The organism is Peribacillus sp. Bi96, from assembly GCF_918698115.1.
In the GTDB taxonomy this organism is placed as follows: Bacteria; Bacillota; Bacilli; order Bacillales; family DSM-1321; genus Peribacillus.
Genome location: NZ_CAKKLV010000007.1, coordinates 168,105 through 190,135, shown reverse-complemented (window position 1 = coordinate 190,135; position 22,031 = coordinate 168,105). Strand labels below are relative to the sequence as shown.

Genomic DNA, 22,031 nt, shown 5'->3' with positions numbered 1-22,031 from the left:
GAATGGAAACAGAAAAGGCTAAAATTCATATTGAAAATAGATCATCATCCAAAAGGTATTGTTTTCTTTTCAAATCTGCCCTGTATTCTCCAGGTACAGCTAACAGCCTTTTGTTTTTCGTATTAGTCATTATTTCTAGTTTATGCTACAATTCAAAAGTGAAGATTTGATTAGTTTGGGGGAAAAAATGTGTTTTATTATTTGATTGCCCTTTTGGTCATAGCTCTCGATCAGCTGACAAAATGGATGATTGTGAAAAAAATGGAGTACGGAGAAAGCATTGAAATTATTGAAAACCTTCTATATATCACCTCGCATCGTAATCGTGGGGCAGCATGGGGAATTCTACAAGGTCAAATGTGGTTTTTCTACATCATCACCATCGCTGTCATTATTGGACTTGTCTATTATATTCAGAAAATGGCGAAGGAAAGCCGTTTGCTGGGAGTGGCCCTTGCTCTCATGCTAGGAGGTGCGATTGGTAATTTCATCGATCGTATTGCTCGCCAAGAAGTAGTGGATTTCGTTCACACCTATATTTTCAGCTACAGTTTCCCGGTATTTAATGTTGCTGATGCTGCGCTTTCAATTGGTGTCGGACTGCTCGTGATTCATATGTTTTTAGAAGAAAAAAACGGTAAGGAGAAAGATAATGGATAAAAGGTTATACAGCATCGATGAAACACTAAAAGGAGTCAGGATTGATAAGGCTCTTTCCACTTTGAATGAGGAGTGGTCGCGTACTCAAGTCCAGCAATGGATTAAAGACGACCATGTTTTAGTAAATGGTTTAGCTATTAAGACTAATTACAAATCCGTTCCTGGCGATACGATCGAAGTTACGATTCCAGATCTTGAGGAATTGGATGCAGTGGCAGAGGAAATGAATTTGGATATCTATTATGAGGATGCAGATGTTCTCGTGGTTAATAAACCGAGCGGCATGGTCGTCCACCCAGCACCAGGACATGTATCTGGAACGCTTGTAAATGGATTGATGGCTCACTGCAAAGATCTTTCTGGGATCAATGGAGTAATGCGCCCTGGTATCGTTCATCGAATCGATAAAGATACATCAGGTCTATTGATGGTTGCCAAAAATGATATGGCACATGAAAAACTTGTACAGCAGCTTGTTGACAAAACGGTTACCCGTAAGTATCAAGCAGTAGTACATGGTGTCATCCCGCATGATTTCGGAACGATTGATGCTCCGATCGGACGGGATAAAAAGGATCGTCAAAGCATGACTGTAACAGATACCAATTCTAAAAATGCTGTGACACATTTCCGGGTCATCGAACGTTTCAATGCGTTTACTTTAGTGGAATGCCAGCTTGAAACAGGAAGGACACATCAAATCCGTGTTCACATGAAATATATTGGTTTCCCGCTTGCAGGAGATCCGAAATATGGTCCGAAGAAGACTCTTAATTTAGATGGACAAGCATTGCACGCCGGTCTTCTTGGTTTCGTTCATCCGCGTACAAATGAGTATGTGGAATTCGAAGCTCCAATTCCGGAAGAGTTTGAAAAGCTAATTAATCAATTACGCAGAAGTAAGGATTGACAAATCCGTTTATATGATATATTATAATAATAACTTAACAAGAACCTTTAACACAGTACAGAGAGACTGAGAAGGAAACGGATACGCTAGTGGGATAATTCTACCCATGGCGATAAAATCCTCATGCCTTCTTGGCATGAGGATTTTTTGTTGAAGGAGACCTATCAGTAAAAAGGGATCGAGGTGGCCGATATGTTGAATGAGAAAGCGATAGTACTTGATGAACAGGCCATTAGCAGAGCCTTGACGAGAATTGCCCATGAAATCATTGAAAAAAATAAGGGCATTGAAAACTGCGTCTTAATCGGGATTCGTACACGTGGGATATTCCTCGCTGATCGACTTGCTAAACGGATCAATCAAATAGAAGGTAAGGAAATCGAGCTAGGTGAACTGGATATTACACTTTACCGCGATGACCTCTCGAAAAAGAGCAATGATGGTGAACCCGTCGTAAAAGGGTCAGACATCCCGGTCAATATCAGCGACAAGAAAGTGATTTTGGTTGATGATGTTCTTTTCACCGGAAGGACTGTTAGAGCTGCAATGGATGCTCTGGTGGATTTGGGAAGACCGTCACAAATTCAGCTCGCAGTGTTAGTTGACAGAGGACATAGGGAATTGCCGATACGTGCCGATTTTGTCGGGAAAAACGTTCCGACATCACAATCTGAAAAAATTACCGTTACATTAACAGAAGTAGATGAAATAGATCAAGTCACTATATTAGAAAAATGATAAACATGAAAATTTCATAAAACCCTTTTAAAGACAGTCCAGAGAGGCTGGCAAAGGGGAGTCAATCCGGAGATGTATGCCTATGTATAGGCATGCGCTTTCCGAGAAACCCTCTTTGTATATACTGCAAAGAGGGTTTTTGCGGTTTTGAAGCAATTTTCATGAGGGGGATACCGAAATGCAAGAAACAAAAAGGGATATCGTACTTGATGTCGAGGACGTGCCAAAGGTTGGTCAGTGGATTACGCTAAGCATCCAACACTTGTTCGCCATGTTCGGTGCAACAGTACTGGTGCCATTCTTGGTAGGGTTAAGCCCAGCAGTCGCACTTGTATCAAGCGGCTTGGGTACACTATCCTACTTGTTGATCACAAAAGGTCAGATACCGGCTTATCTCGGTTCATCATTCGCCTTCATTACGCCAATCATTGCGGCAAAGGCTTTAGGAGGACCCGAGGCGGCCATGATTGGCTGTTTCGCAGCAGGGTTCATATATGGGATTGTGGCTTTGATTATCCAAAAAGTCGGATTGCGCTGGTTAATGAATATACTCCCTCCGGTTGTGGTGGGTCCGGTCATTATCGTAATCGGATTAAGCCTTGCCGGAACGGCCGTGGACATGGCGATGTATGATCCACAAGATAAATATAGCGTCACATATATAATTATTGCGCTAATCACTTTAGCGGTAACCATCATCTGCAACGTGTTCTTTAAAGGATTCATTAACTTGATTCCCATTTTAATGGGTATCATAGTGGGGTACGGCTGTTCGGCCGTTGCTGGAATAATAGATTATGGACCGATCAAGTCAGCACAATGGTGGGAAATGCCTGAATTCATGTTTCCTTATGTAACCTATACACCGACCTTCTCATGGGAAGTCATTGCCATCATGGTACCGGTCGCCATCGTCACTTTATCAGAACATATCGGACACCAGATGATACTGAGTAAAGTCGTTGGCAGAAACTTTTTGGAAAAGCCCGGTTTGCATCGCTCGATTTTCGGAGATGGAGCGGGAATCATGATTGGTTCCTTGATCGGTGGGCCACCGCTGACATCATATGGTGAAAATATTGGGGTCTTGACGATGACAAAGGCATATAGTGTGTATATCATCGGAGGGGCAGCGTTAACGGCAATCATCTTTGGCTTTAACGGTAAAATCTCAGCGGTCATAAGCTCGATACCTACTGCGGTGATGGGCGGCATTTCAATCTTACTCTTCGGTATTATCGCATCAAGTGGATTAAGGATGCTGATTGATAATAAGGTTGATTTTGACAAAAAAAGGAACCTGATGATAGCTTCAGTGATCCTGGTGTTAGGGATTGGGGGAGCTTTCGTCCAACTATCGGATACAGTATCGCTTTCCGGAATGGCACTTTCAGCCATAGTAGGAATCCTGCTTAACTTGATTTTACCGGACCGGGAAAAAATATCCGGAGACATTTTTGAAAAATAAGTAAAACTGCATCAAACAATAGATCACCTTTTAAAAGAAGTCCAGAGAGGCTTAAAAGGGTGTTGCTGTAAAGATGGAGGAGAACGGGAAAAAGGTAAAAACCGGTCCCGGTCCTCACAAGTCTTTATAACCTACACCCTGTCCTTAATGGCGGGGTGTTTTTTATGCCCCGCATCACAGTTGTGAAAGGAGCAGGATCGATGAAAAAATTATTGACCATGAACGAATTGACCATAACTGAAATTGAAAGAATTCTACTTGAGGCAGAGGGATTTGCAAACGGATCAAGCTGGAATCCTAAACAACTTACCACTGTTGCCAATCTGTTCTTTGAACCAAGTACACGAACAAAATCAAGCTTTGAAATGGCTGAAAGAAAACTAGGACTGGAGGTCATTCCTTTTGATACCGGTACATCATCCGTGTTAAAAGGTGAAACCTTATATGACACAGTTAAAACGCTTGAAGCAATAGGTGTCAATGCCTTGATCATCCGTCATGAGCAGGATAATTATTTTGACGAGTTGAAAGAGAAGATCACGATTCCAATAATCAATGCAGGGGATGGCTGTGGGAATCATCCAACTCAGTCATTACTGGACTTATTGACGATAAAACAAGAGTTTAAAGGTTTCAAGGATCTGAAGATTTCGATAATCGGGGATGTGAGGCATAGCCGGGTTGCAAAATCGAATGCAGAAGCATTAACTCGTTTAGGAGCGAATGTCGTATTTTCAGGTCCGCCTGAATGGTTTGATAGTACGAACAGCTTCGGAAGTTATGAAAACATCGATCAAGCGATAGCCACATCTGATGTGGTCATGCTGCTCAGAATACAGCATGAAAGACATAATGAAAAATATGATCAGGCAAATCGAGATTATCTGGAAAGTTTTGGGCTAACCAAACAGCGCGAAAAAACTATGAAACCGGACGCAATCATCATGCATCCTGCTCCAATAAACCGCGGTGTTGAAATTGACAGTGATTTAGTCGAATGCAACCGCTCAAGAATTTTTAAACAAATGGAAAATGGTGTGTTCATTAGAATGGCCGTATTAAAAAATGTGCTTGAACAATCCGAAGGGGGAATTATCCATGAAAACTGTCATCAAAAATGGAGTATTGCTAGATAATCAAAACTCATTCAAAAAAGCGGACATTGAAATAGAAGGAAAGATCATCACGAAAATCGGCGAAAACTTGCCAACGGAAAATTGTAAGGTTGTCGATGCAAAAGGGTTACTTGTTACATCAGGGTTCGTTGACCTGCATGTTCATTTGCGCGAGCCGGGCGGAGAGCATAAGGAAACCATCGCAAGTGGAACGCTTGCAGCTGCGAGAGGCGGTTTCACTACGGTAGCCGCAATGCCTAATACAAGGCCTGTTCCTGATACAGTGGAAAATCTTGAAGCGCTTAACCGGAAAATTGAAGAAACGGCTCATGTCCGGGTACTACCTTATGCATCCATCACGATCAGGGAAGCAGGCAAAGAGTTGACCGACTTTGCATCATTAAAACAAACGGGTGCTTTCGCCTTTACGGACGATGGCGTAGGGATTCAAGAAGCTGGGATGATGCTGGAAGCAATGAAAAGGGCAGCCGCGCAAGATATGGCGATAGTTGCTCATTGTGAAGATAATAGCTTAATCAATAAAGGCTCTGTCCATGAAGGAAGATTCTCAAAAGAGCAGGGAATCAATGGTATTCCGTCAGTATGCGAAGCTGTACATATTGCCCGGGATATCCTTTTAGCGGAAGCGGCGGACTGCCATTATCATGTTTGCCACATATCCACGAAGGAATCGGTAAGGACGGTAAGGGATGCTAAACGTGCCGGTATCCGGGTCACAGCCGAAGTTACACCGCATCACTTATTATTGTGTGAAGATGATATACCGGGTCTTGATTCGAATTATAAAATGAACCCTCCATTAAGAGGACGGGAAGATCGGGACGCGTTGATAGAAGGCCTGCTTGATGGGACCATCGATTTTATAGCCACGGACCATGCACCACATACGGACGAGGAAAAAGCGCAGGGAATGCAGCTAGCTCCTTTTGGAATAGTAGGATTGGAGACGGCCTTCCCGTTGCTTTACACCGAATTGGTCAAAAAGGGCATCATAACATTAAAGCAATTGGTCGATTTCATGACGATCAAACCATCTGAAAGTTTCTCCCTTCCATATGGAGAGTTAAAGGAAGGCGCTATTGCAGATATCGTGCTGATCGATTTGGAAACGGAAAAAGAAATTGATAATGAAGAGTTTGCTTCAAAAGGGAAAAATACACCTTTCAATGAAAAGAAATGCTATGGCTGGCCAGTCATGACGATTTCTGAAGGAAAAACAGCTTGGGATAAAGGACGTGTTCAAGGATGAAAAGACAACTTATTTTAGAAGACGGAACGGTTTTCCTCGGGGAAGCATTCGGAGGGGATGTAGAGAAAATCGGCGAAGTCGTTTTTAACACAGGGATGACTGGATATCAGGAGATTCTATCCGATCCATCTTATTGCGGACAAATCGTTACACTAACGTATCCGTTGATCGGAAACTACGGGATAAACCGGGATGACTTCGAATCCATCAATCCAGCGATATCTGGGTTTGTCGTAAAGGAAACAGCAGATCTTCCTTCCAACTGGCGCAACCAGTCATCACTTGATGAATATTTGAAAATGAAGGACATACCTGGAATAAGCGGAATCGATACAAGGAAGCTTACAAGAATCATCAGGAAATCAGGTGCACTTAAAGGAGCGCTCTGCAATATCAATAAAAATGCCGAAGAAGTTGTTTCCCAGTTGAAAGCAACGGTGATTCCTACTAATCAAGTGAAACAGGTTTCAACAAAAGCACCTTATTCAAGTCCGGGCAGAGGCCCGCGGGTAGTTCTTGTTGACTATGGCATGAAGCATGGGATTTTGCGTGAGTTGACGAAGCGCGGTTGTGATGTCGTGGTCGTACCTTATAACGTCACGGCTGAGGAAGTAATGCAATACCATCCAGATGGTGTGATGCTTTCCAACGGGCCTGGAGATCCGAAAAGTGTTCCTGAGACGCTTGAAATGATCCGTACAGTCCAAACAAAAGTGCCATTATTCGGCATCTGCTTAGGCCATCAATTATTCGCGCTTGCAAACGGTGGAGATACGGAAAAATTAAAATTCGGCCATCGAGGTTCAAATCATCCGGTTAAAGACCTTCGTACTGGGAAGGTATCCATCACTTCTCAAAATCATGGATATACGGTCGAAGAGCTTTCCATTGAAAAGACTGACCTTATTGTGACACATACAGCATTGAATGACGGTACGATTGAGGGATTGAGCCATAAAGAATACCCAGCTTTCACCGTACAATATCACCCGGAAGCATCACCTGGTCCGGAAGACGCCAACTACTTATTCAACGAATTTTTACAAATGATCGAAACTGCAACTACCAAGGGGGAAAAAACATGCCAAAACGCACTGATATAAAAAGCATCCTAGTAATTGGGTCCGGTCCGATCGTAATCGGACAGGCTGCCGAGTTCGATTACGCAGGAACTCAAGCATGTATCGCCTTAAAAGAAGAAGGCTATCGAGTAATCCTGATTAACTCTAACCCTGCCACAATCATGACAGACAGTGAAATGGCTGATGCGGTATATATCGAACCGATCACTTTGGAATTTGTGAGCAAAATCATTCGTAAAGAGCGTCCAGATGCCCTGTTACCTACCTTGGGCGGACAGACTGGCTTAAACATGGCCGTTGAATTGGCCGAGTCAGGAATTCTCGAAGAATGCAACGTGCAGATTCTTGGGACGAAACTTTCCGCCATCCAACAAGCGGAAGACCGTGACCTTTTCCGTACCCTAATGAATGATCTTGGTGAACCAGTTCCTGACAGTGACATTATTCATAACTTGGAAGAGGCTTATACATTCGTGGAACGAATCGGCTATCCGGTCATCGTACGTCCTGCCTTCACACTTGGCGGAACAGGCGGTGGGATTTGTGATAACGAAGAGCAACTGATTGAAATAGTAGAAGGTGGCCTGAAAAGCAGTCCAGTTCACCAATGTTTGCTTGAGAGGAGCATCGCCGGATTCAAAGAAGTGGAATATGAAGTGATGCGTGATTCCAATGATAATGCAATTGTGGTTTGTAATATGGAAAACTTCGACCCTGTCGGCGTCCATACAGGAGATTCTATCGTTGCGGCACCAAGCCAAACATTAAGTGACAGAGAGTATCAAATGCTTAGAAATACGTCTTTGAAGATTATCCGTGCCTTAAAAATTGAAGGTGGATGTAATGTTCAGCTTGCACTAGATCCAAACAGCTATCAATATTACGTCATTGAAGTGAACCCAAGGGTCAGCCGTTCGTCGGCACTTGCTTCAAAGGCAACTGGATATCCGATTGCAAAGCTTGCAGCCAAGATAGCGGTTGGTTTGACGCTTGATGAAATGATGAACCCCGTTACAGGCAAAACCTATGCAAGCTTTGAACCGGCACTGGACTATGTCGTTACAAAAATCCCGCGCTGGCCTTTCGATAAATTCGAAAGTGCGAACCGTAGGCTCGGTACACAAATGAAAGCGACCGGAGAGGTCATGGCAATCGGCCGTACATTCGAAGAATCCATTTTAAAAGCTGTGCGGTCCCTTGAGGCGGGTATATACCATCTTGAATTGAATGACGAGTTTGAGGATGAAAAAATAGAGAAACGGATCCGAAAAGCTGGAGATGAACGGTTGTTCTATATCGGTGAAGCATTAAGAAGGGGGAAAACGATCGAAACCATTCACGAATGGAGCCAGATCGATTTATTCTTCTTGCATAAGTTGAAAAAGATAATCGACTTTGAAAAGGAGCTTAAACAACATTCCTTTAATTGTGAAGTTCTGCAAAAGGCTAAAGAACTAGGTTTTTCTGACAAAACAGTTGCAGAAATATGGGAAGTTCCCGAAATCGACGTTTATGAGTATCGGAAAAAGCAAGGAATCATCCCTGTTTATAAAATGGTGGATACATGTGCGGCGGAATTCGAATCGGAAACACCATATTTTTATGGAACATACGAAGATGAAAATGAATCCATCGTCACTGACAAGAAAAGTGTCATTGTACTGGGGTCTGGCCCAATTCGGATAGGGCAAGGGGTAGAGTTTGATTATGCCACCGTACATTCGGTCTGGGCAATCAAAGAAGCCGGATATGAAGCGATCATCATCAACAACAATCCCGAAACCGTTTCGACGGATTTCAGTATCTCCGACAAACTTTATTTCGAACCATTGACACTTGAAGATGTCATGCATGTCATCGATTTGGAAAAACCGGAAGGGGTCATCGTCCAGTTTGGCGGACAGACAGCGATAAACCTTGCAGATGGACTTGTTGAAAGAGGTGTCAAAATCCTTGGTACTTCACTAGAAGATCTGGATAGGGCAGAAAATCGCAATAAATTCGAAAAGGCCCTGAAGGATTTAGACATTCCTCAGCCGAAGGGTAAAACCGCTACATCGGTTGATGAAGCAATCGTCATTGCAGATGATATTGGTTACCCGGTATTAGTAAGGCCATCGTATGTTCTTGGAGGAAGAGCGATGGAAATCGTCTATAAACAAGAAGAACTGCTGCATTACATGAAAAATGCCGTAAAAATAAATCCAGATCATCCGGTTCTGATTGACCGTTACTTGACGGGGAAAGAAGTTGAAGTCGACGGGATTTCCGATGGCGAAACGGTCGTCATCCCAGGAATCATGGAGCATATTGAACGGGCTGGCGTCCATTCAGGTGATTCAATTGCAGTCTATCCGCCCCAAAATTTAACGGAAAAACAAAAAGAAGTAATCATTGACTACACGACCAGATTGGCAAAAGGCTTGAATATAGTTGGTCTCCTGAATATTCAATATGTCATAAGCAATGAAGAAGTGTATGTTATTGAAGTGAATCCACGTTCAAGCCGAACGGTTCCATTCTTAAGTAAAATTACGAATGTGCCGATGGCTAACTTAGCGACGAAGGCCATCCTGGGCCATTCGCTTGAAAGCCAAGGTTATCAATCCGGATTAGTCGCAGAACAAACCGGGGTTTATGTGAAAGTGCCAGTCTTCTCTTTTGCGAAATTAAGAGGTGTGGACATCTCACTCGGACCTGAAATGAAATCGACTGGTGAAGTAATGGGGAAAGATAGCACGCTTGAAAAGGCTTTATATAAAGGGCTCGTCGCTTCCGGCTTCAAAATTAAGGGACATGGCTCGGTCTTATTGACGATATCGGATAAAGATAAGCAAGAAGCACTCGGTTTAGCAAGACGCTTCCATAATGCCGGTTTCAAGCTGATAGCTACCAGCGGAACTGCTGCCCTAATGGAGCAATCCGGCATCCCGACTGCGATTGTCGGCAAAATTGGCGAAGAAGGCAGAAACCTATTGGATGTTATCCGAAACGGGGAAGCGCAATTTGTCATAAATACTTTGACCAAAGGAAAGCAGCCGGCGCGTGATGGTTTTAGAATCCGACGTGAATCGGTTGAAAATGGCGTGACATGCCTAACATCCCTCGATACGGCAGAAGCCATTTTAAGGGTGATAGAATCCATGACCTTCTCGGCAGAAGCCATGGGGAAAACGGAAAAAAGTCGTGAGGTGAGCTATATATGATCAAGAAGGAAAGAATGAAGGTGTTAACTCATAAAGAACTGGCTCCATCCATCTTTGAGCTTACGCTGCAAGGTGAACTGGTTTCAGAGATGAAACAACCAGGCCAGTTTGTCCAGGTCAAGACAACAGAAGGCGCAGAGCCATTGTTAAGACGCCCGATTTCAATTTCTTCTTATAACAGCAGTGAAAAACAGTTCACGATGATATACCGGGCTGAAGGGAAAGGAACGACGCTATTATCACAGCGGAAGCAGGCTGAAGCGGTCGATATCCTTGGCCCTCTTGGTAACGGATTTCCCGTTCATGAAGCAAAAGAGGGAGAAACGGCGTTATTGGTTGGTGGTGGGATTGGTGTCCCGCCCCTATATCAATTATCACAGATGTTGGTTGCCAATGGCGTAAGAGTAATCCATGTATTGGGCTTCCAGACGAAATCAGCCATCTTTTATGAAAAAGAGTTTAGTGAATTAGGTGATACCCATATTGCCACAGTGGATGGGTCATATGGGACAAAAGGATTTGTTACGACTGTGATCGACAAGCTGGAGCAGGAGTTTGCAACGATCTTTTCATGTGGGCCGACGCCGATGTTAAAAGCGTTGGAAGCAGGCTATGGTGAGAAAAGGCTTTACCTTTCCCTTGAAGAAAGGATGGGTTGCGGCATCGGTGCATGCTTTGCCTGTGTGTGTCATACAGGAGATGATCCAACTGGTTTCAGTTACAAAAAGGTATGCAGCGATGGACCCGTATTCCGGGCAGGAGAGGTGATATTATGAGCAGACTTTCAGTTGAGTTACCAGGATTACACTTAAAAAATCCGGTCATGCCAGCATCTGGCTGCTTTGGATTCGGCCGCGAATACAGTCAATTTTTCAACTTGGATATTCTTGGGGCGATCATGATTAAAGCGACAACTCCTGAGCCGAGGTTCGGTAATCCGACTCCGCGTGTTGCTGAAACCTCTTCGGGTATGCTGAATGCCATCGGCCTGCAGAATCCAGGGTTAGAAAAGGTAATCAGTGAAGAACTGGCTTGGCTAGGTGGGTATGATGTTCCTATCATCGCTAACGTTGCCGGTTCTCAAATAACGGATTATGTAAAGGTTGCCAGTGACATAAGTAAGGTGCCGAACGTAAAAGCACTTGAATTGAATATCTCTTGTCCTAATGTAAAAGAAGGCGGCATTGCTTTCGGTACTGTGCCGGAAGTTGCCAAAGAGGTAACCAAAGCCGTTAAGGAAGTATCTTCGGTACCTGTATATGTGAAGCTTTCACCGAATGTCAGTAATATTGTCGAAATGGCCAAAGCAGTTGAAGAAGGCGGGGCCGATGGATTGACAATGATAAACACATTAGTCGGCATGCGGTTGGATTTAAAAACCGGCAAGCCGATCCTTTCAAACAGAACGGGTGGGCTATCGGGTCCTGCAATAAAACCGGTCGCACTCCGGATGATTTATGAAGTAAGCCAGCAAGTATCCATTCCCATAATCGGAATGGGTGGAATCGCGACAGCAGAAGACGTCATTGAATTTTTCTATGCAGGTGCAAGTGCTGTTGCGGTGGGAACTGCCAACTTCGTCGATCCTTTTGTATGTCCGACAATCATCGAGGAATTACCGAAATTGTTGGATGAGCTTGGATTTGACCATATTTCAGAATGTACGGGAAGGAGCTGGAAGCAGAATGAAGCAGTCACTAATTATCGCCCTTGATTTTCCCGACCTACTTCAAACAGAACAGTTCCTGAGTCAGTTTCCTTCGGAAAAACTAGCTGTAAAAGTAGGCATGGAATTATTTTATCAAAATGGACCATCCATTATTTCCTTCGTAAAAGAACGAGGCCATGATGTGTTTCTGGACTTGAAGCTTCATGATATCCCGAACACGGTCAAAATGGCCATGGCAGGTTTAGCAACTTTAGGTGCGGACATGGTCAATGTACATGCAGCTGGTGGTCAAAGGATGATGGAGGCGGCTATAGAGGGCCTGGATAAGGGAACGCCTGCAGGGAAAAAACGTCCGTTATGCATAGGGGTTACCCAACTGACAAGCACGTCACAGGAACAAATGAACAGTGAGCAAAACATTGCAGGATCTTTGGAGGATTCGGTTCTCCATTATGCAAGTCTTACTCAATTGGCAGGATTGGATGGCGTTGTTTGTTCCACTCATGAGGTAAAGAACATACATGAACGCATCGGCCAAGAATTTTTAACAGTCACGCCTGGAATAAGAAGTGCAGGTGGACTTACGCATGATCAAAAAAGAATTGCCACGCCAAAACAGGCAAGGGATTTTGGAGCGGATGCCATCGTCGTCGGGAGAGCGATAACGGGGGCTAAAGATCCATTAAAGTCCTATTTGGATATGAAAGCAGCTTGGGAGGGAATATCATGTTAAATCAAAAGATAGCCGAACATCTATTAGAAATAAAAGCAGTGTACCTTCAGCCGAATGATCCCTTCACTTGGGCATCGGGTATTCAATCGCCCATTTATTGCGACAACCGCTTAACCCTTTCTTATCCGGAGGTTCGCAATGAAATTGCGGAAGGATTAAAAGGATTGATTGAACAGCATTTCCCTGAGGCTGAACTCATTGCAGGCACAGCAACTGCCGGCATTCCGCATGCAGCCTGGGTGAGCGAAAAGTTAAATGCACCGATGTGCTATGTTCGCTCCAAAGCTAAGGAGCACGGAAAGGGCAATCAAATCGAAGGCCGCGCTGTTCCAGGACAAAAAGTGGTGGTTGTAGAAGATTTGATTTCAACCGGTGGCAGCGTAATTACAGCTGTTAACGCGCTTAAAGAAGCTGGCTGTGATGTTCTTGGAGTCGTTTCGATCTTTACGTACGAATTAGAAAAGGGAAAAGAGAAATTCGAAGCTGAAGGCATCACAAACCATTCCTTGAGTGACTACTCGACTTTGATCAAAGTCGCTAATGAAAAAGGGTATATCACAGCAGATGAATTGGAAAAGCTTAAAAAGTGGCGGGAGAATCCGGCAGATACCGCTTGGATTTCAGCATAAAAATAGAGGTGACGCAATCATATGGGATTGCGTCACCTCTATTTTTTTATATACGAATCAATCCTTTACCGCTTCCTTTAAACGAATGACGATATCGGGGTCTGGGGTAATATATATGGTTTGCTGCTGTTCATAGATGACGAAACCAGGCTTTGAACCATTCGGTTTCTTCACATGGCGAACTTGTGTGAAGTCAACGGGTACTGAACTTGATAGTCTAGCTTTACTGAAGAAAGCTGATAATACGGCGGCCTCTTTTATCGTTTCTTCACTTGGTGTTTCATTTCGAATCACCACATGCGATCCAGGGATATCTTTGGTATGAAGCCAAATTTCATCCCGGCGTGCGAACTTATTCGTAAGGTAATCATTTTGTTTATTATTTTTCCCGACAAAAATGAGATCACCATCTGTAGCATAATAGGTTTCAAGCTGCGGTTTTGCATTGGCAGGTTTTTTCATGCCTTTTTTCTTTTTTTGCCGAATGTATCCTTCTTCTTGAAGTTCTTCGCGAATTTCCTCTATATCTCTAGGTGATGCCGATTGGAGCTGCTGATGCAAAGCTTCGAAGTATTTCAATTCCAACTTTGTTTTTTCGATTTGTTCTTGGACGACTCCGACAGCGTTTTTGGACTTTTGGTATCTTGAGAAGTACTTTTGTGCATTATCGGATGGATTTTTTAATGGGTCAAGCGGGATGATGACCGTACTTTGTTCTTCATCATAATAATTGACGACTTCAATTGCCTTCATGCCTTTTTTCATTTGATATAGGTTAGCTGTAAGCAGCTCACCGAACAACTGATACTGTTCCCCACGTTCCGTATCTTTCAACGTCCGTTCGAGCTTCCCGATTTTTTTTGAGTTCTTTTCGATTTCATTAGAAATGAAACGTTCGACATCCTGGCTTTTTTGCTTAACTCGATCTCGTTCTGCCTTTCCGAAGTAAAATCTGTCGAGCATCTCGCTTAATGAAGAAAACGTACGCTGTTTTCCTGTCAGGTGCTCGAGTGAAAGCATATAAAAAACTTCTTTATTGCCATCTTGTTTGATGGTTGCAGCATATTTTTGTTCCGAGATTTCCTTGATCAGACTTGAAAAAGCTGAAGGAAGGGTTGTGCTGTTGGCCAATCCAGCCCGGTAAACGGCTTCCTTTGCAACTAAAGGTGAAATTCCCGAGAAGTGGGCAACGAGCTGTCGATCAAGTTTTCCTGCATTGAAGTCAATATTCTTCCTGATATCGTCCTCAGTAGCCTGGAAGGGATTATCCTTTTCTTGCGCAGGAGGAACCTTATATTCCTGTCCTGGCAATATGGCACGATAACTGTTCACGGCATAAGAGACATGCTTAATGCTGTCCAAAATCATATTCCGTTCCTTATCAACTAAAACAATGTTGCTGTGACGGCCCATGATTTCAATGATTAACTGCTTTTGAGAAACATCACCAAGTTCGTTGCGGCCCTTCACCTCAAAAATGATCATCCGATCAAGTTCATGCTGATAAATATCTTCTATTGTGTAGCCTTCGAGATGCTTCCTAAGAAGCATACAGAACATGGGTGCCTCTTTTGGGTTTTCATAACTTTCTTCCGTCAATTGTACCCTTGAATAACTTGGATGGGCTGATAATAAGAGTTTATGGTTCTTACCCCCAGCACGAACAACCAATATTACTTCATTTTTGTAAGGCTGATGTACCTTATTGATTCGTCCACCTTTTAATAAAGCAGCGATTTCTTCCGTCATCGCTTTCGTAAATAATCCATCAAATGACATTCTATTTTTACTTCCTTTACATAAGATTTTCTAAGATACTCATTACTTTTTTTATCAATATATAAGAGGCTAGCCATATATGCTGCAATCACAAATTTAGTGGAACTAGGTGAAAAGCTGGAGTGGGCAAGTTCAGATATATTGAATGGATGTTTTTTTAAAAAAGTTCCTGTTATAACGAGCAAAATTTGCCGATTTCATCATGCATTCATGACTTTTGTCCACTATTTCAATTTTGGATCTTTCTTCTTTCCGCAATTCTGTTTAATTATAGCATTATTTTGGACGAGTCTGAATAATCATGGAAGAAGAGCAGGTTGTTTTATGTATCGGTAAGCGGGCAGGTGTTGGATGAGTCAAGCCAAGAAGCGCCTGTTTTGAGATGTATACAGGGGCCTATTTCATTCTATTCAAAGGGATGTGTGATACTTGATGGAGTTCAAGGAAATGAATAATCAAGAAATGGAGAAAGCGCTTCAAACAAACGTTACACACGGTTTGGACGATGATGAAGTAAAGGACAGGCTGCGAAAGCATGGTTATAACGAATTGAAGGAAGGGGAAAAACAGTCAGCCATTCTTTTATTTTTCGCACAATTCAAAGATTTCATGGTTATAGTTTTACTTGCAGCGACCTTGGTCTCTGGGATTTTGGGTGAATATATCGATGCGATTGCCATCATGGCGATTGTTTTTTTGAATGGATTACTCGGTTTTTTTCAAGAACGGAAGGCTGAAAAGTCACTGGATGCCCTAAAGGAAATGGCGGCACCGCAAGTCAACGTACTTCGGGATGGTCACTGGCTGAAAATCCCTTCGAGAGAAGTCGTTGTGGGGGATATCCTGAAGTTTTCCAGCGGTGACCGAATTGGCGCCGATTTGCGGATTGTCGACCATTCAAGCCTTGAAATCGAAGAGTCGGCACTTACCGGCGAGTCACTCCCGGCTGTTAAATGTTCCGATCCAGTGATGAATGAGGTCGATGGTATCGGTGATCAAGAAAATATGGCTTTTATGGGAACGATGGTTACAAGAGGGAATGGGGTCGGAATAGTTATCGCTTCCGGAATGAACACGGCGATGGGCAAGATTGCCGACCTGCTTCAAACGGCAGAAACAAAAGAAACGCCACTTCAACGGCGGTTGGAACAGCTGGGTAAAATTTTGATCGTCACGGCTTTGATATTAACGGTTATCGTCGTGCTGACTGGCGTCATTCAAGGGCATGATCTGTATACGATGTTTTTAGCCGGGGTATCTTTGGCTGTTGCGGCGATTCCTGAAGGTTTGCCAGCCATTGTGACTGTAGCCTTGTCTTTGGGCGTTCAGCGTATGATTAAACAAAAAGCGATTGTCCGTAAGCTTCCTGCAGTCGAAACGCTTGGTTGTGCAACGGTTATTTGCTCAGATAAAACTGGTACACTGACGCAAAACAAAATGACGGTAACGAAAGTTTGGAGCGGGGGGAAAACTTGGGATGTCAGCGGGACTGGGTATAATCCTGTAGGGGAGTTTTCTTTACGGGGAGTTTCAGTCGCTCCAAAAAACCATAATGCCTTGCTTCAAATCATTACCTTCGGAATGCTCTGTAACAAAGCTGAGTTAAATGAGAATAGAAAACAATATGTATTAGACGGTGATCCAACAGAAGGAGCGATGTTGGTCGCGGCAATGAAAGCAGGTTTGACGAGGGAACACCTATCAAAGAGGTTTACAATAGTCAAGGAGTTTCCATTCGACTCGAGCCGCAAAATGATGAGTGTCATAGTGAAGGATGATAAAGATAACCATTTCGTCATTGTAAAAGGGGCCCCTGACGTATTGATCGCTCAGTCCGATACGATTCTTTGGGAAGGAAAGTCGGAAATATTGAATCGCGATAGTAAGGAAAGGGTGCAACAGGACATGAATGAGCTTGCCTCACAGGCACTTCGAATGATTGCCGTTGGTTATAAACCCCTTTCAAAAGGACAGATTTTGCTTCATGAAACAGAAGCAGAACGCAATTTGACCTTTATGGGACTGCAGGGCATGATTGATCCTCCACGACCGGAAGTTAAGCAGGCAGTTAAGGAATGCCGGGATGCAGGAATCAAGACAGTCATGATTACTGGCGATCATGTAATAACCGCAAAGGCAATAGCCAAAGAGCTTGGTATTTTAAAAGGAAAAGACCGTGTACTTGAAGGACGGCAATTGGCCGACATGGAAGTCGGTGAACTTGAGGAATTAGTGGAAAGTGTTTCGGTATTTGCCCGCGTTTCCCCTGAACATAAGTTGAAAATCGTAAAAGCCTTGCAAAATAAAGGACATGTCGTTGCCATGACAGGGGACGGTGTCAATGATGCACCTGCAATAAAATCAGCGGATATCGGTATCTCCATGGGTATCACCGGGACTGATGTCGCTAAGGAGGCATCTTCCTTGATATTGGTTGATGATAATTTTGCAACCATTAAATCGGCCATTAAAGAAGGCAGGAACATTTATGAAAACATCAGGAAGTTCATCCGATACTTGCTTGCTTCCAATGTTGGGGAGATTTTGGTCATGTTTTTTGCGATGCTATGTGCCTTGCCCTTACCTTTGATCCCAATCCAAATCTTATTCGTGAACCTTGTTACGGACGGACTTCCTGCGATGGCGTTGGGATTGGATTCGGCAGAAGAGGATGTGATGAAAAGAAATCCCAGAAATGCTAATGAAGGTGTTTTCGGCAGAGGCCTTGGGTGGAAGATCATCTCACGCGGTTTTCTGATTGGAATTTCAACACTAATAGCATTTTATGTGGTATACCGTGCAAATCCGGATAACCTTCCTTATGCACAAACAATCGCGTTCGCTACCCTTGTTCTTGCTCAACTAATACACGTTTTCGACTGCCGAAGTGAACGTTCGATATTCTCGAGAAATCCATTCGGTAACCTCTATCTAGTGGGTGCGGTACTGTCTTCTCTCTTATTGATGCTTGCAGTCATGTATGTGCAACCTATGCAAACGATCTTTCATACCGTACCGATATCAGGAAGGGATTGGCTATTAGTAGTAGGAATGGCGTCCATCCCAACTTTTTTACTAGCTGGTACCTTTTTAGCAAGAAAAGTGCAATGAAATATGTTATAATCTTTAAGGTGGTAGAGTTTTGCTCTATTGCCTTTTTATTTTTGTAGTCTTTTATTTGAAAGCTAAAGCGTTTAAGCTGTTAGCTGATATATAATGAATGTAAACGCCAAATTACTACATTTTGTTTGATAGGAAGTGGAACCATGGTTACCAGTATGACGGGCTATGGAAGAGACGAAGCTGAAAACGACCAGGTCAAGGTTCTAGCCGAAATTAAGACGGTGAACCATCGTTTTTGTGAATATACAATTCGAATGCCGCGCCAGCTTCTGGTTTTGGAAGAAAAGCTGAAGAAAAAGGCGAATCAATACATAAGAAGGGGACGGGTGGAAATCTTCATTACAGTGGAAGGTGAGAGCCTGGTTTCCAAAAAGGTGAAGATCGATTGGGATCTAGCTAATCAGTATGTGAATTTGATGGATGAAGTCAAGGGAAAATACAATCTCGAAAGTTCCATTACATTACAGGATATGCTGCAGCTTGAATCAATTTTCATCACGGAAGAAGTACCGGTGGTTCCTGCCGATTTGGAAGCCCTGTTATTGAAGGCTGTCACTGGGGCCTTGGAAAATCTGAAAAAAATGCGGACTCAGGAAGGTCAGGAACTGGTCCTGGACATGAACCATCAGCTTAAAAAGTTTGGTGAGATTGTAGCTGGGCTCAAAAATTATGCACCTTCTGTCGTCGAGAAATATAAAGCCCGGTTGGAAGTCAAACTAGCTGAGTTGGCAGACGGATTGATTGAAGAAAGCCGTATTGTGACTGAAGCGGCCATTTTTGCTGATAAATGTGATATAAATGAAGAACTGACGAGACTTGAAAGCCATATACAGCAATTTTCAAGGACGCTAACCCATAGTGAACCAATTGGTAGAAAACTTGACTTCCTAGTCCAGGAAATGAATCGGGAAGTTAATACGATTGGATCAAAGGCTAATGATTCGGCCATTACCAAAGAAGTGGTGGAAATGAAAAGTCTGCTTGAAAAATTAAAAGAACAGGTTCAAAATATCGAGTAGTCGGTTTATGATGTACGTAACAAGGTGACAATAGATATGAATGGGGGACAAAAATGTCAATTAAGCTCATTAATATTGGTTTTGGGAATATCGTTTCCGCAAACCGGATCGTATCCATCGTGAGCCCTGAATCGGCTCCGATTAAAAGGATTATCCAAGACGCCCGAGATCGCGGATCCTTAATAGATGCTACATATGGTAGAAGAACCAGGGCCGTTATAATTACAGACAGCGACCATGTCATCTTATCCGCCGTTCAACCGGAGACGGTTGCCGCACGGCTTCAAGATAGAGACGACAGCGTAGAAGAGGGGTAACTGAAACAATATGAGAGAAAAAGGTTTATTAATCGTTTTGTCCGGTCCATCCGGTGTAGGTAAAGGGACAGTAAGGAAGGCAATTTTTTCTCAGCCTGGAACGGCATTTGAATATTCAATTTCGATGACGACAAGGCTGCCTCGCCATGGTGAAGTGGATGGAGTGGACTATTTCTTCAAAAAACGTGAGGAATTCGAAGCACTGATCCAAGAAGGCAAACTGCTTGAATATGCTGAGTTCGTCGGTAATTATTATGGAACACCTGTGGATTATGTCCGTGAGACGATTGATTCCGGAAAAGATGTTTTTCTGGAGATTGAAGTTCAAGGAGCTAAACAGGTTCGGGAGAAATTCCCTGAAGGACTTTTCATTTTCCTTGCTCCCCCAAGCCTGACAGAACTCGAGAGCCGTATCGTTACACGCGGCACCGAGACGGAGGAAGCTATAAAAGGCCGGATGAAAGTGGCCAAGGAAGAGATAGAACTTATGGATCTATATGATTATGTTGTTGAAAATGATCATGTGGATGCCGCATGTGCTAGAATTAATGCAATTGTAATTGCCGAGCATTGCCGTCGGGAAAGAGTTGCTGTTTTATATAAAAAAATGTTGGAGGCGGAATAAACTATGTTATATCCATCAATTGATTCTCTATTATTAAAAATCGATTCTAAATACTCACTTGTATCAGTAGCAGCTAAACGTGCCAGGGAAATGCAAATTAAAGATAACTGCCTGATGACTAAACCGGTTTCTCATAAATCAGTAGGCCGTGCACTAGAAGAAATTCATTCTGGTAAATTGACTTACGATAATTCTTACGAAGAAGAAAACTAAGAGAACACATAAGCTTGACCTATCGGGTCTGACACCCTAAAGCAAACAGGATGCGTTACATTTGGAAAGTTGCTTCCTTCCTGCGGCCAAGGTGTCAGGCCTGTTTGTTTTGATTTTCCAAAGTAAAGCTGACGGAAGGCAATTCATGAAGCAAAGATATGGAATATATAAAGAAACCATATGTAATTGCGCATATCAAATGAAATTTCTTCTGTTATCCTTCATAATTAAGAAAAATAGAATGTATAGTTAGGGGAAATTTGCATGCTTATCGATAAAAAAGTACTTCTTTGTGTCACCGGCGGAATTGCTGTATATAAGGCTGCTGCCCTGACCAGTAAATTAACACAGGAAGGTGCGCATGTAAAAGTGATCATGAGTGAATCGGCACGTCAGTTCGTGACTCCGCTAACCTTTCAAGCACTTTCGAGAAATGATGTGTACACAGATACATTTGATGAAAAGGATTCTTCGGTCATTGCCCACATCGACTTGGCAGACTGGGCGGATATCAACCTTGTGGCTCCAGCTACTGCGAATGTTATTGGTAAGATGGCCAATGGAATCGCGGATGATATGATCACAACTACACTTCTGGCGACGGAGGCACCTGTTTGGGTAGCGCCGGCAATGAACGTGCACATGTACGCCCACCCAGCGGTTCAGAAAAATATGGAGACGCTTCGTACATTCGGATATCAATTCATTGAACCTGGTGAAGGATATTTGGCATGCGGATATGTAGGGAAGGGGCGATTGGAGGAACCGGAAACGATCGTAGAACATCTCAAACATTATTTCGGTGAATTGAATTCACAGCACATGCCCCTTAAAGGGAAGAAATATTTGATAACGGCAGGACCGACTCGTGAAGCAATCGATCCGGTGCGCTACGTGACGAATCATTCCAGCGGGAAAATGGGCTATGCCCTGGCTGAGCAGGCAGTAGAACAGGGTGCTGATGTGACATTGATTACTGGTCCTGTGGACTTGACGCCGCCTTCCAAGGCTAAAGTCATACCTGTGGAATCGGCCGCAGATATGTATGATGCGGTTTTCAATCATTTCGAGACTAGTGATGTCGTAATCATGACGGCTGCAGTGGCTGACTATAAACCGAAGTTTTATCATGTTCAAAAGATGAAAAAACAGCCAGGGGAAAATGTGATTGAATTTGAACGGACGAAGGATATTCTTATGGAACTCGGTGAGAATAAAACCCATCAGTTTTTAGTGGGATTTGCGGCTGAAACGAACAACGTTGAAGAATACGCAAGAGGGAAATTAGTGAAAAAAAATGCAGATATGATCGTTGCCAATAATGTTACCGTAGCGGGGGCAGGCTTTGGAACGGATACGAACATCGTGACCATTTACGATAAGAATGGAAGTGCAGTCGAACTTCCCAAAATGAGTAAAGCGGATATAGCTAAAAGCATTTTGGCAGAAGTATCTCGCATGCAAAAGGAATGATG

Annotated in this window: 19 protein-coding genes; 18 read left to right on the top strand and 1 reads right to left on the bottom strand. The window is 43.3% G+C overall.

The window, feature by feature from the left end; genetic code table 11:
* The first annotated feature begins 189 nt into the window (after positions 1-189).
* The 12 genes from lspA to pyrE all read left to right on the top strand — a co-directional run bounded on the left by lspA (position 190) and on the right by pyrE (position 13,480).
* Entirely contained in the window at positions 190-660 is a 471-nt protein-coding gene (gene lspA, locus LQ203_RS11595) for a signal peptidase II (protein WP_230158204.1), read from the top strand.
* Positions 653-1,570, top strand: coding sequence for an RluA family pseudouridine synthase (locus LQ203_RS11590; RefSeq protein WP_230158202.1), 918 nt, complete (start codon positions 653-655; stop codon positions 1,568-1,570). The genes lspA and LQ203_RS11590 overlap by 8 nt, the downstream gene beginning before the upstream one ends.
* A gap of 192 nt (positions 1,571-1,762) precedes the next feature.
* Positions 1,763-2,308 carry a bifunctional pyr operon transcriptional regulator/uracil phosphoribosyltransferase PyrR gene (gene pyrR / locus LQ203_RS11585; protein ID WP_230158200.1) on the top strand — a complete coding sequence of 182 codons (546 nt, stop codon included), beginning with the start codon at positions 1,763-1,765 and terminating at the stop codon, positions 2,306-2,308.
* A 178-nt stretch (positions 2,309-2,486) separates the two neighbouring features.
* On the top strand, positions 2,487-3,776 hold the full coding sequence (locus tag LQ203_RS11580; RefSeq protein WP_230158199.1) for a solute carrier family 23 protein: 1,290 nt from the start codon (positions 2,487-2,489) through the stop codon (positions 3,774-3,776).
* Positions 3,777-3,976: 200 nt separating this feature from the next.
* Positions 3,977-4,912: an aspartate carbamoyltransferase catalytic subunit gene (locus tag LQ203_RS11575; RefSeq protein WP_230158198.1), complete on the top strand. Its 936-nt coding sequence runs from the start codon at positions 3,977-3,979 to the stop codon at positions 4,910-4,912.
* Complete coding sequence (locus tag LQ203_RS11570; RefSeq protein WP_230158197.1) at positions 4,875-6,161, top strand: dihydroorotase; 1,287 nt, start codon at positions 4,875-4,877, stop codon at positions 6,159-6,161. The genes LQ203_RS11575 and LQ203_RS11570 overlap by 38 nt, the downstream gene beginning before the upstream one ends.
* Entirely contained in the window at positions 6,158-7,264 is a 1,107-nt protein-coding gene (locus tag LQ203_RS11565) for a carbamoyl phosphate synthase small subunit (RefSeq protein WP_230158196.1), read from the top strand. The genes LQ203_RS11570 and LQ203_RS11565 overlap by 4 nt, the downstream gene beginning before the upstream one ends.
* Positions 7,243-10,449, top strand: coding sequence for a carbamoyl-phosphate synthase large subunit (gene carB / locus LQ203_RS11560; RefSeq protein ID WP_230158195.1), 3,207 nt, complete (start codon positions 7,243-7,245; stop codon positions 10,447-10,449). Before LQ203_RS11565 ends, carB begins: the two co-directional genes overlap by 22 nt.
* Positions 10,449-11,225: a dihydroorotate dehydrogenase electron transfer subunit gene (locus LQ203_RS11555; RefSeq protein WP_290370576.1), complete on the top strand. Its 777-nt coding sequence runs from the start codon at positions 10,449-10,451 to the stop codon at positions 11,223-11,225. The genes carB and LQ203_RS11555 overlap by 1 nt, the downstream gene beginning before the upstream one ends.
* Positions 11,222-12,163 carry a dihydroorotate dehydrogenase gene (locus LQ203_RS11550; protein ID WP_230158186.1) on the top strand — a complete coding sequence of 314 codons (942 nt, stop codon included), beginning with the start codon at positions 11,222-11,224 and terminating at the stop codon, positions 12,161-12,163. Before LQ203_RS11555 ends, LQ203_RS11550 begins: the two co-directional genes overlap by 4 nt.
* Positions 12,135-12,851 (top strand): orotidine-5'-phosphate decarboxylase, encoded by a 717-nt coding sequence (pyrF, locus tag LQ203_RS11545; RefSeq protein ID WP_230158184.1) that lies wholly within the window; start codon positions 12,135-12,137, stop codon positions 12,849-12,851. Before LQ203_RS11550 ends, pyrF begins: the two co-directional genes overlap by 29 nt.
* On the top strand, positions 12,845-13,480 hold the full coding sequence (gene pyrE / locus LQ203_RS11540; RefSeq protein WP_230158182.1) for an orotate phosphoribosyltransferase: 636 nt from the start codon (positions 12,845-12,847) through the stop codon (positions 13,478-13,480). Before pyrF ends, pyrE begins: the two co-directional genes overlap by 7 nt.
* Positions 13,481-13,537: 57 nt before the next feature.
* On the opposite strand, the gene LQ203_RS11535 is transcribed toward pyrE, so the two are convergent.
* Entirely contained in the window at positions 13,538-15,259 is a 1,722-nt protein-coding gene (locus LQ203_RS11535) for an NFACT RNA binding domain-containing protein (protein WP_230158180.1), read from the bottom strand.
* 432 nt (positions 15,260-15,691) lie between these two features.
* Between LQ203_RS11535 and LQ203_RS11530 the strand changes: the two genes are divergently transcribed.
* The 6 genes from LQ203_RS11530 to coaBC all read left to right on the top strand — a co-directional run bounded on the left by LQ203_RS11530 (position 15,692) and on the right by coaBC (position 22,029).
* Positions 15,692-18,370: a calcium-translocating P-type ATPase, SERCA-type gene (locus LQ203_RS11530; protein ID WP_230158286.1), complete on the top strand. Its 2,679-nt coding sequence runs from the start codon at positions 15,692-15,694 to the stop codon at positions 18,368-18,370.
* 155 nt (positions 18,371-18,525) lie between these two features.
* Positions 18,526-19,401 (top strand): YicC/YloC family endoribonuclease, encoded by an 876-nt coding sequence (locus LQ203_RS11525; protein ID WP_230158178.1) that lies wholly within the window; start codon positions 18,526-18,528, stop codon positions 19,399-19,401.
* Between the two features lie 53 nt (positions 19,402-19,454).
* Positions 19,455-19,718 (top strand): extracellular matrix/biofilm regulator RemA, encoded by a 264-nt coding sequence (gene remA, locus LQ203_RS11520; RefSeq protein WP_034313813.1) that lies wholly within the window; start codon positions 19,455-19,457, stop codon positions 19,716-19,718.
* A gap of 10 nt (positions 19,719-19,728) precedes the next feature.
* Positions 19,729-20,343 (top strand): guanylate kinase, encoded by a 615-nt coding sequence (gmk, locus tag LQ203_RS11515; protein ID WP_230158177.1) that lies wholly within the window; start codon positions 19,729-19,731, stop codon positions 20,341-20,343.
* A gap of 3 nt (positions 20,344-20,346) precedes the next feature.
* On the top strand, positions 20,347-20,556 hold the full coding sequence (gene rpoZ / locus LQ203_RS11510; protein WP_230158175.1) for a DNA-directed RNA polymerase subunit omega: 210 nt from the start codon (positions 20,347-20,349) through the stop codon (positions 20,554-20,556).
* 264 nt (positions 20,557-20,820) lie between these two features.
* Positions 20,821-22,029: a bifunctional phosphopantothenoylcysteine decarboxylase/phosphopantothenate--cysteine ligase CoaBC gene (gene coaBC, locus LQ203_RS11505; protein WP_230158173.1), complete on the top strand. Its 1,209-nt coding sequence runs from the start codon at positions 20,821-20,823 to the stop codon at positions 22,027-22,029.
* The last annotated feature ends 2 nt before the right edge of the window (positions 22,030-22,031 follow it).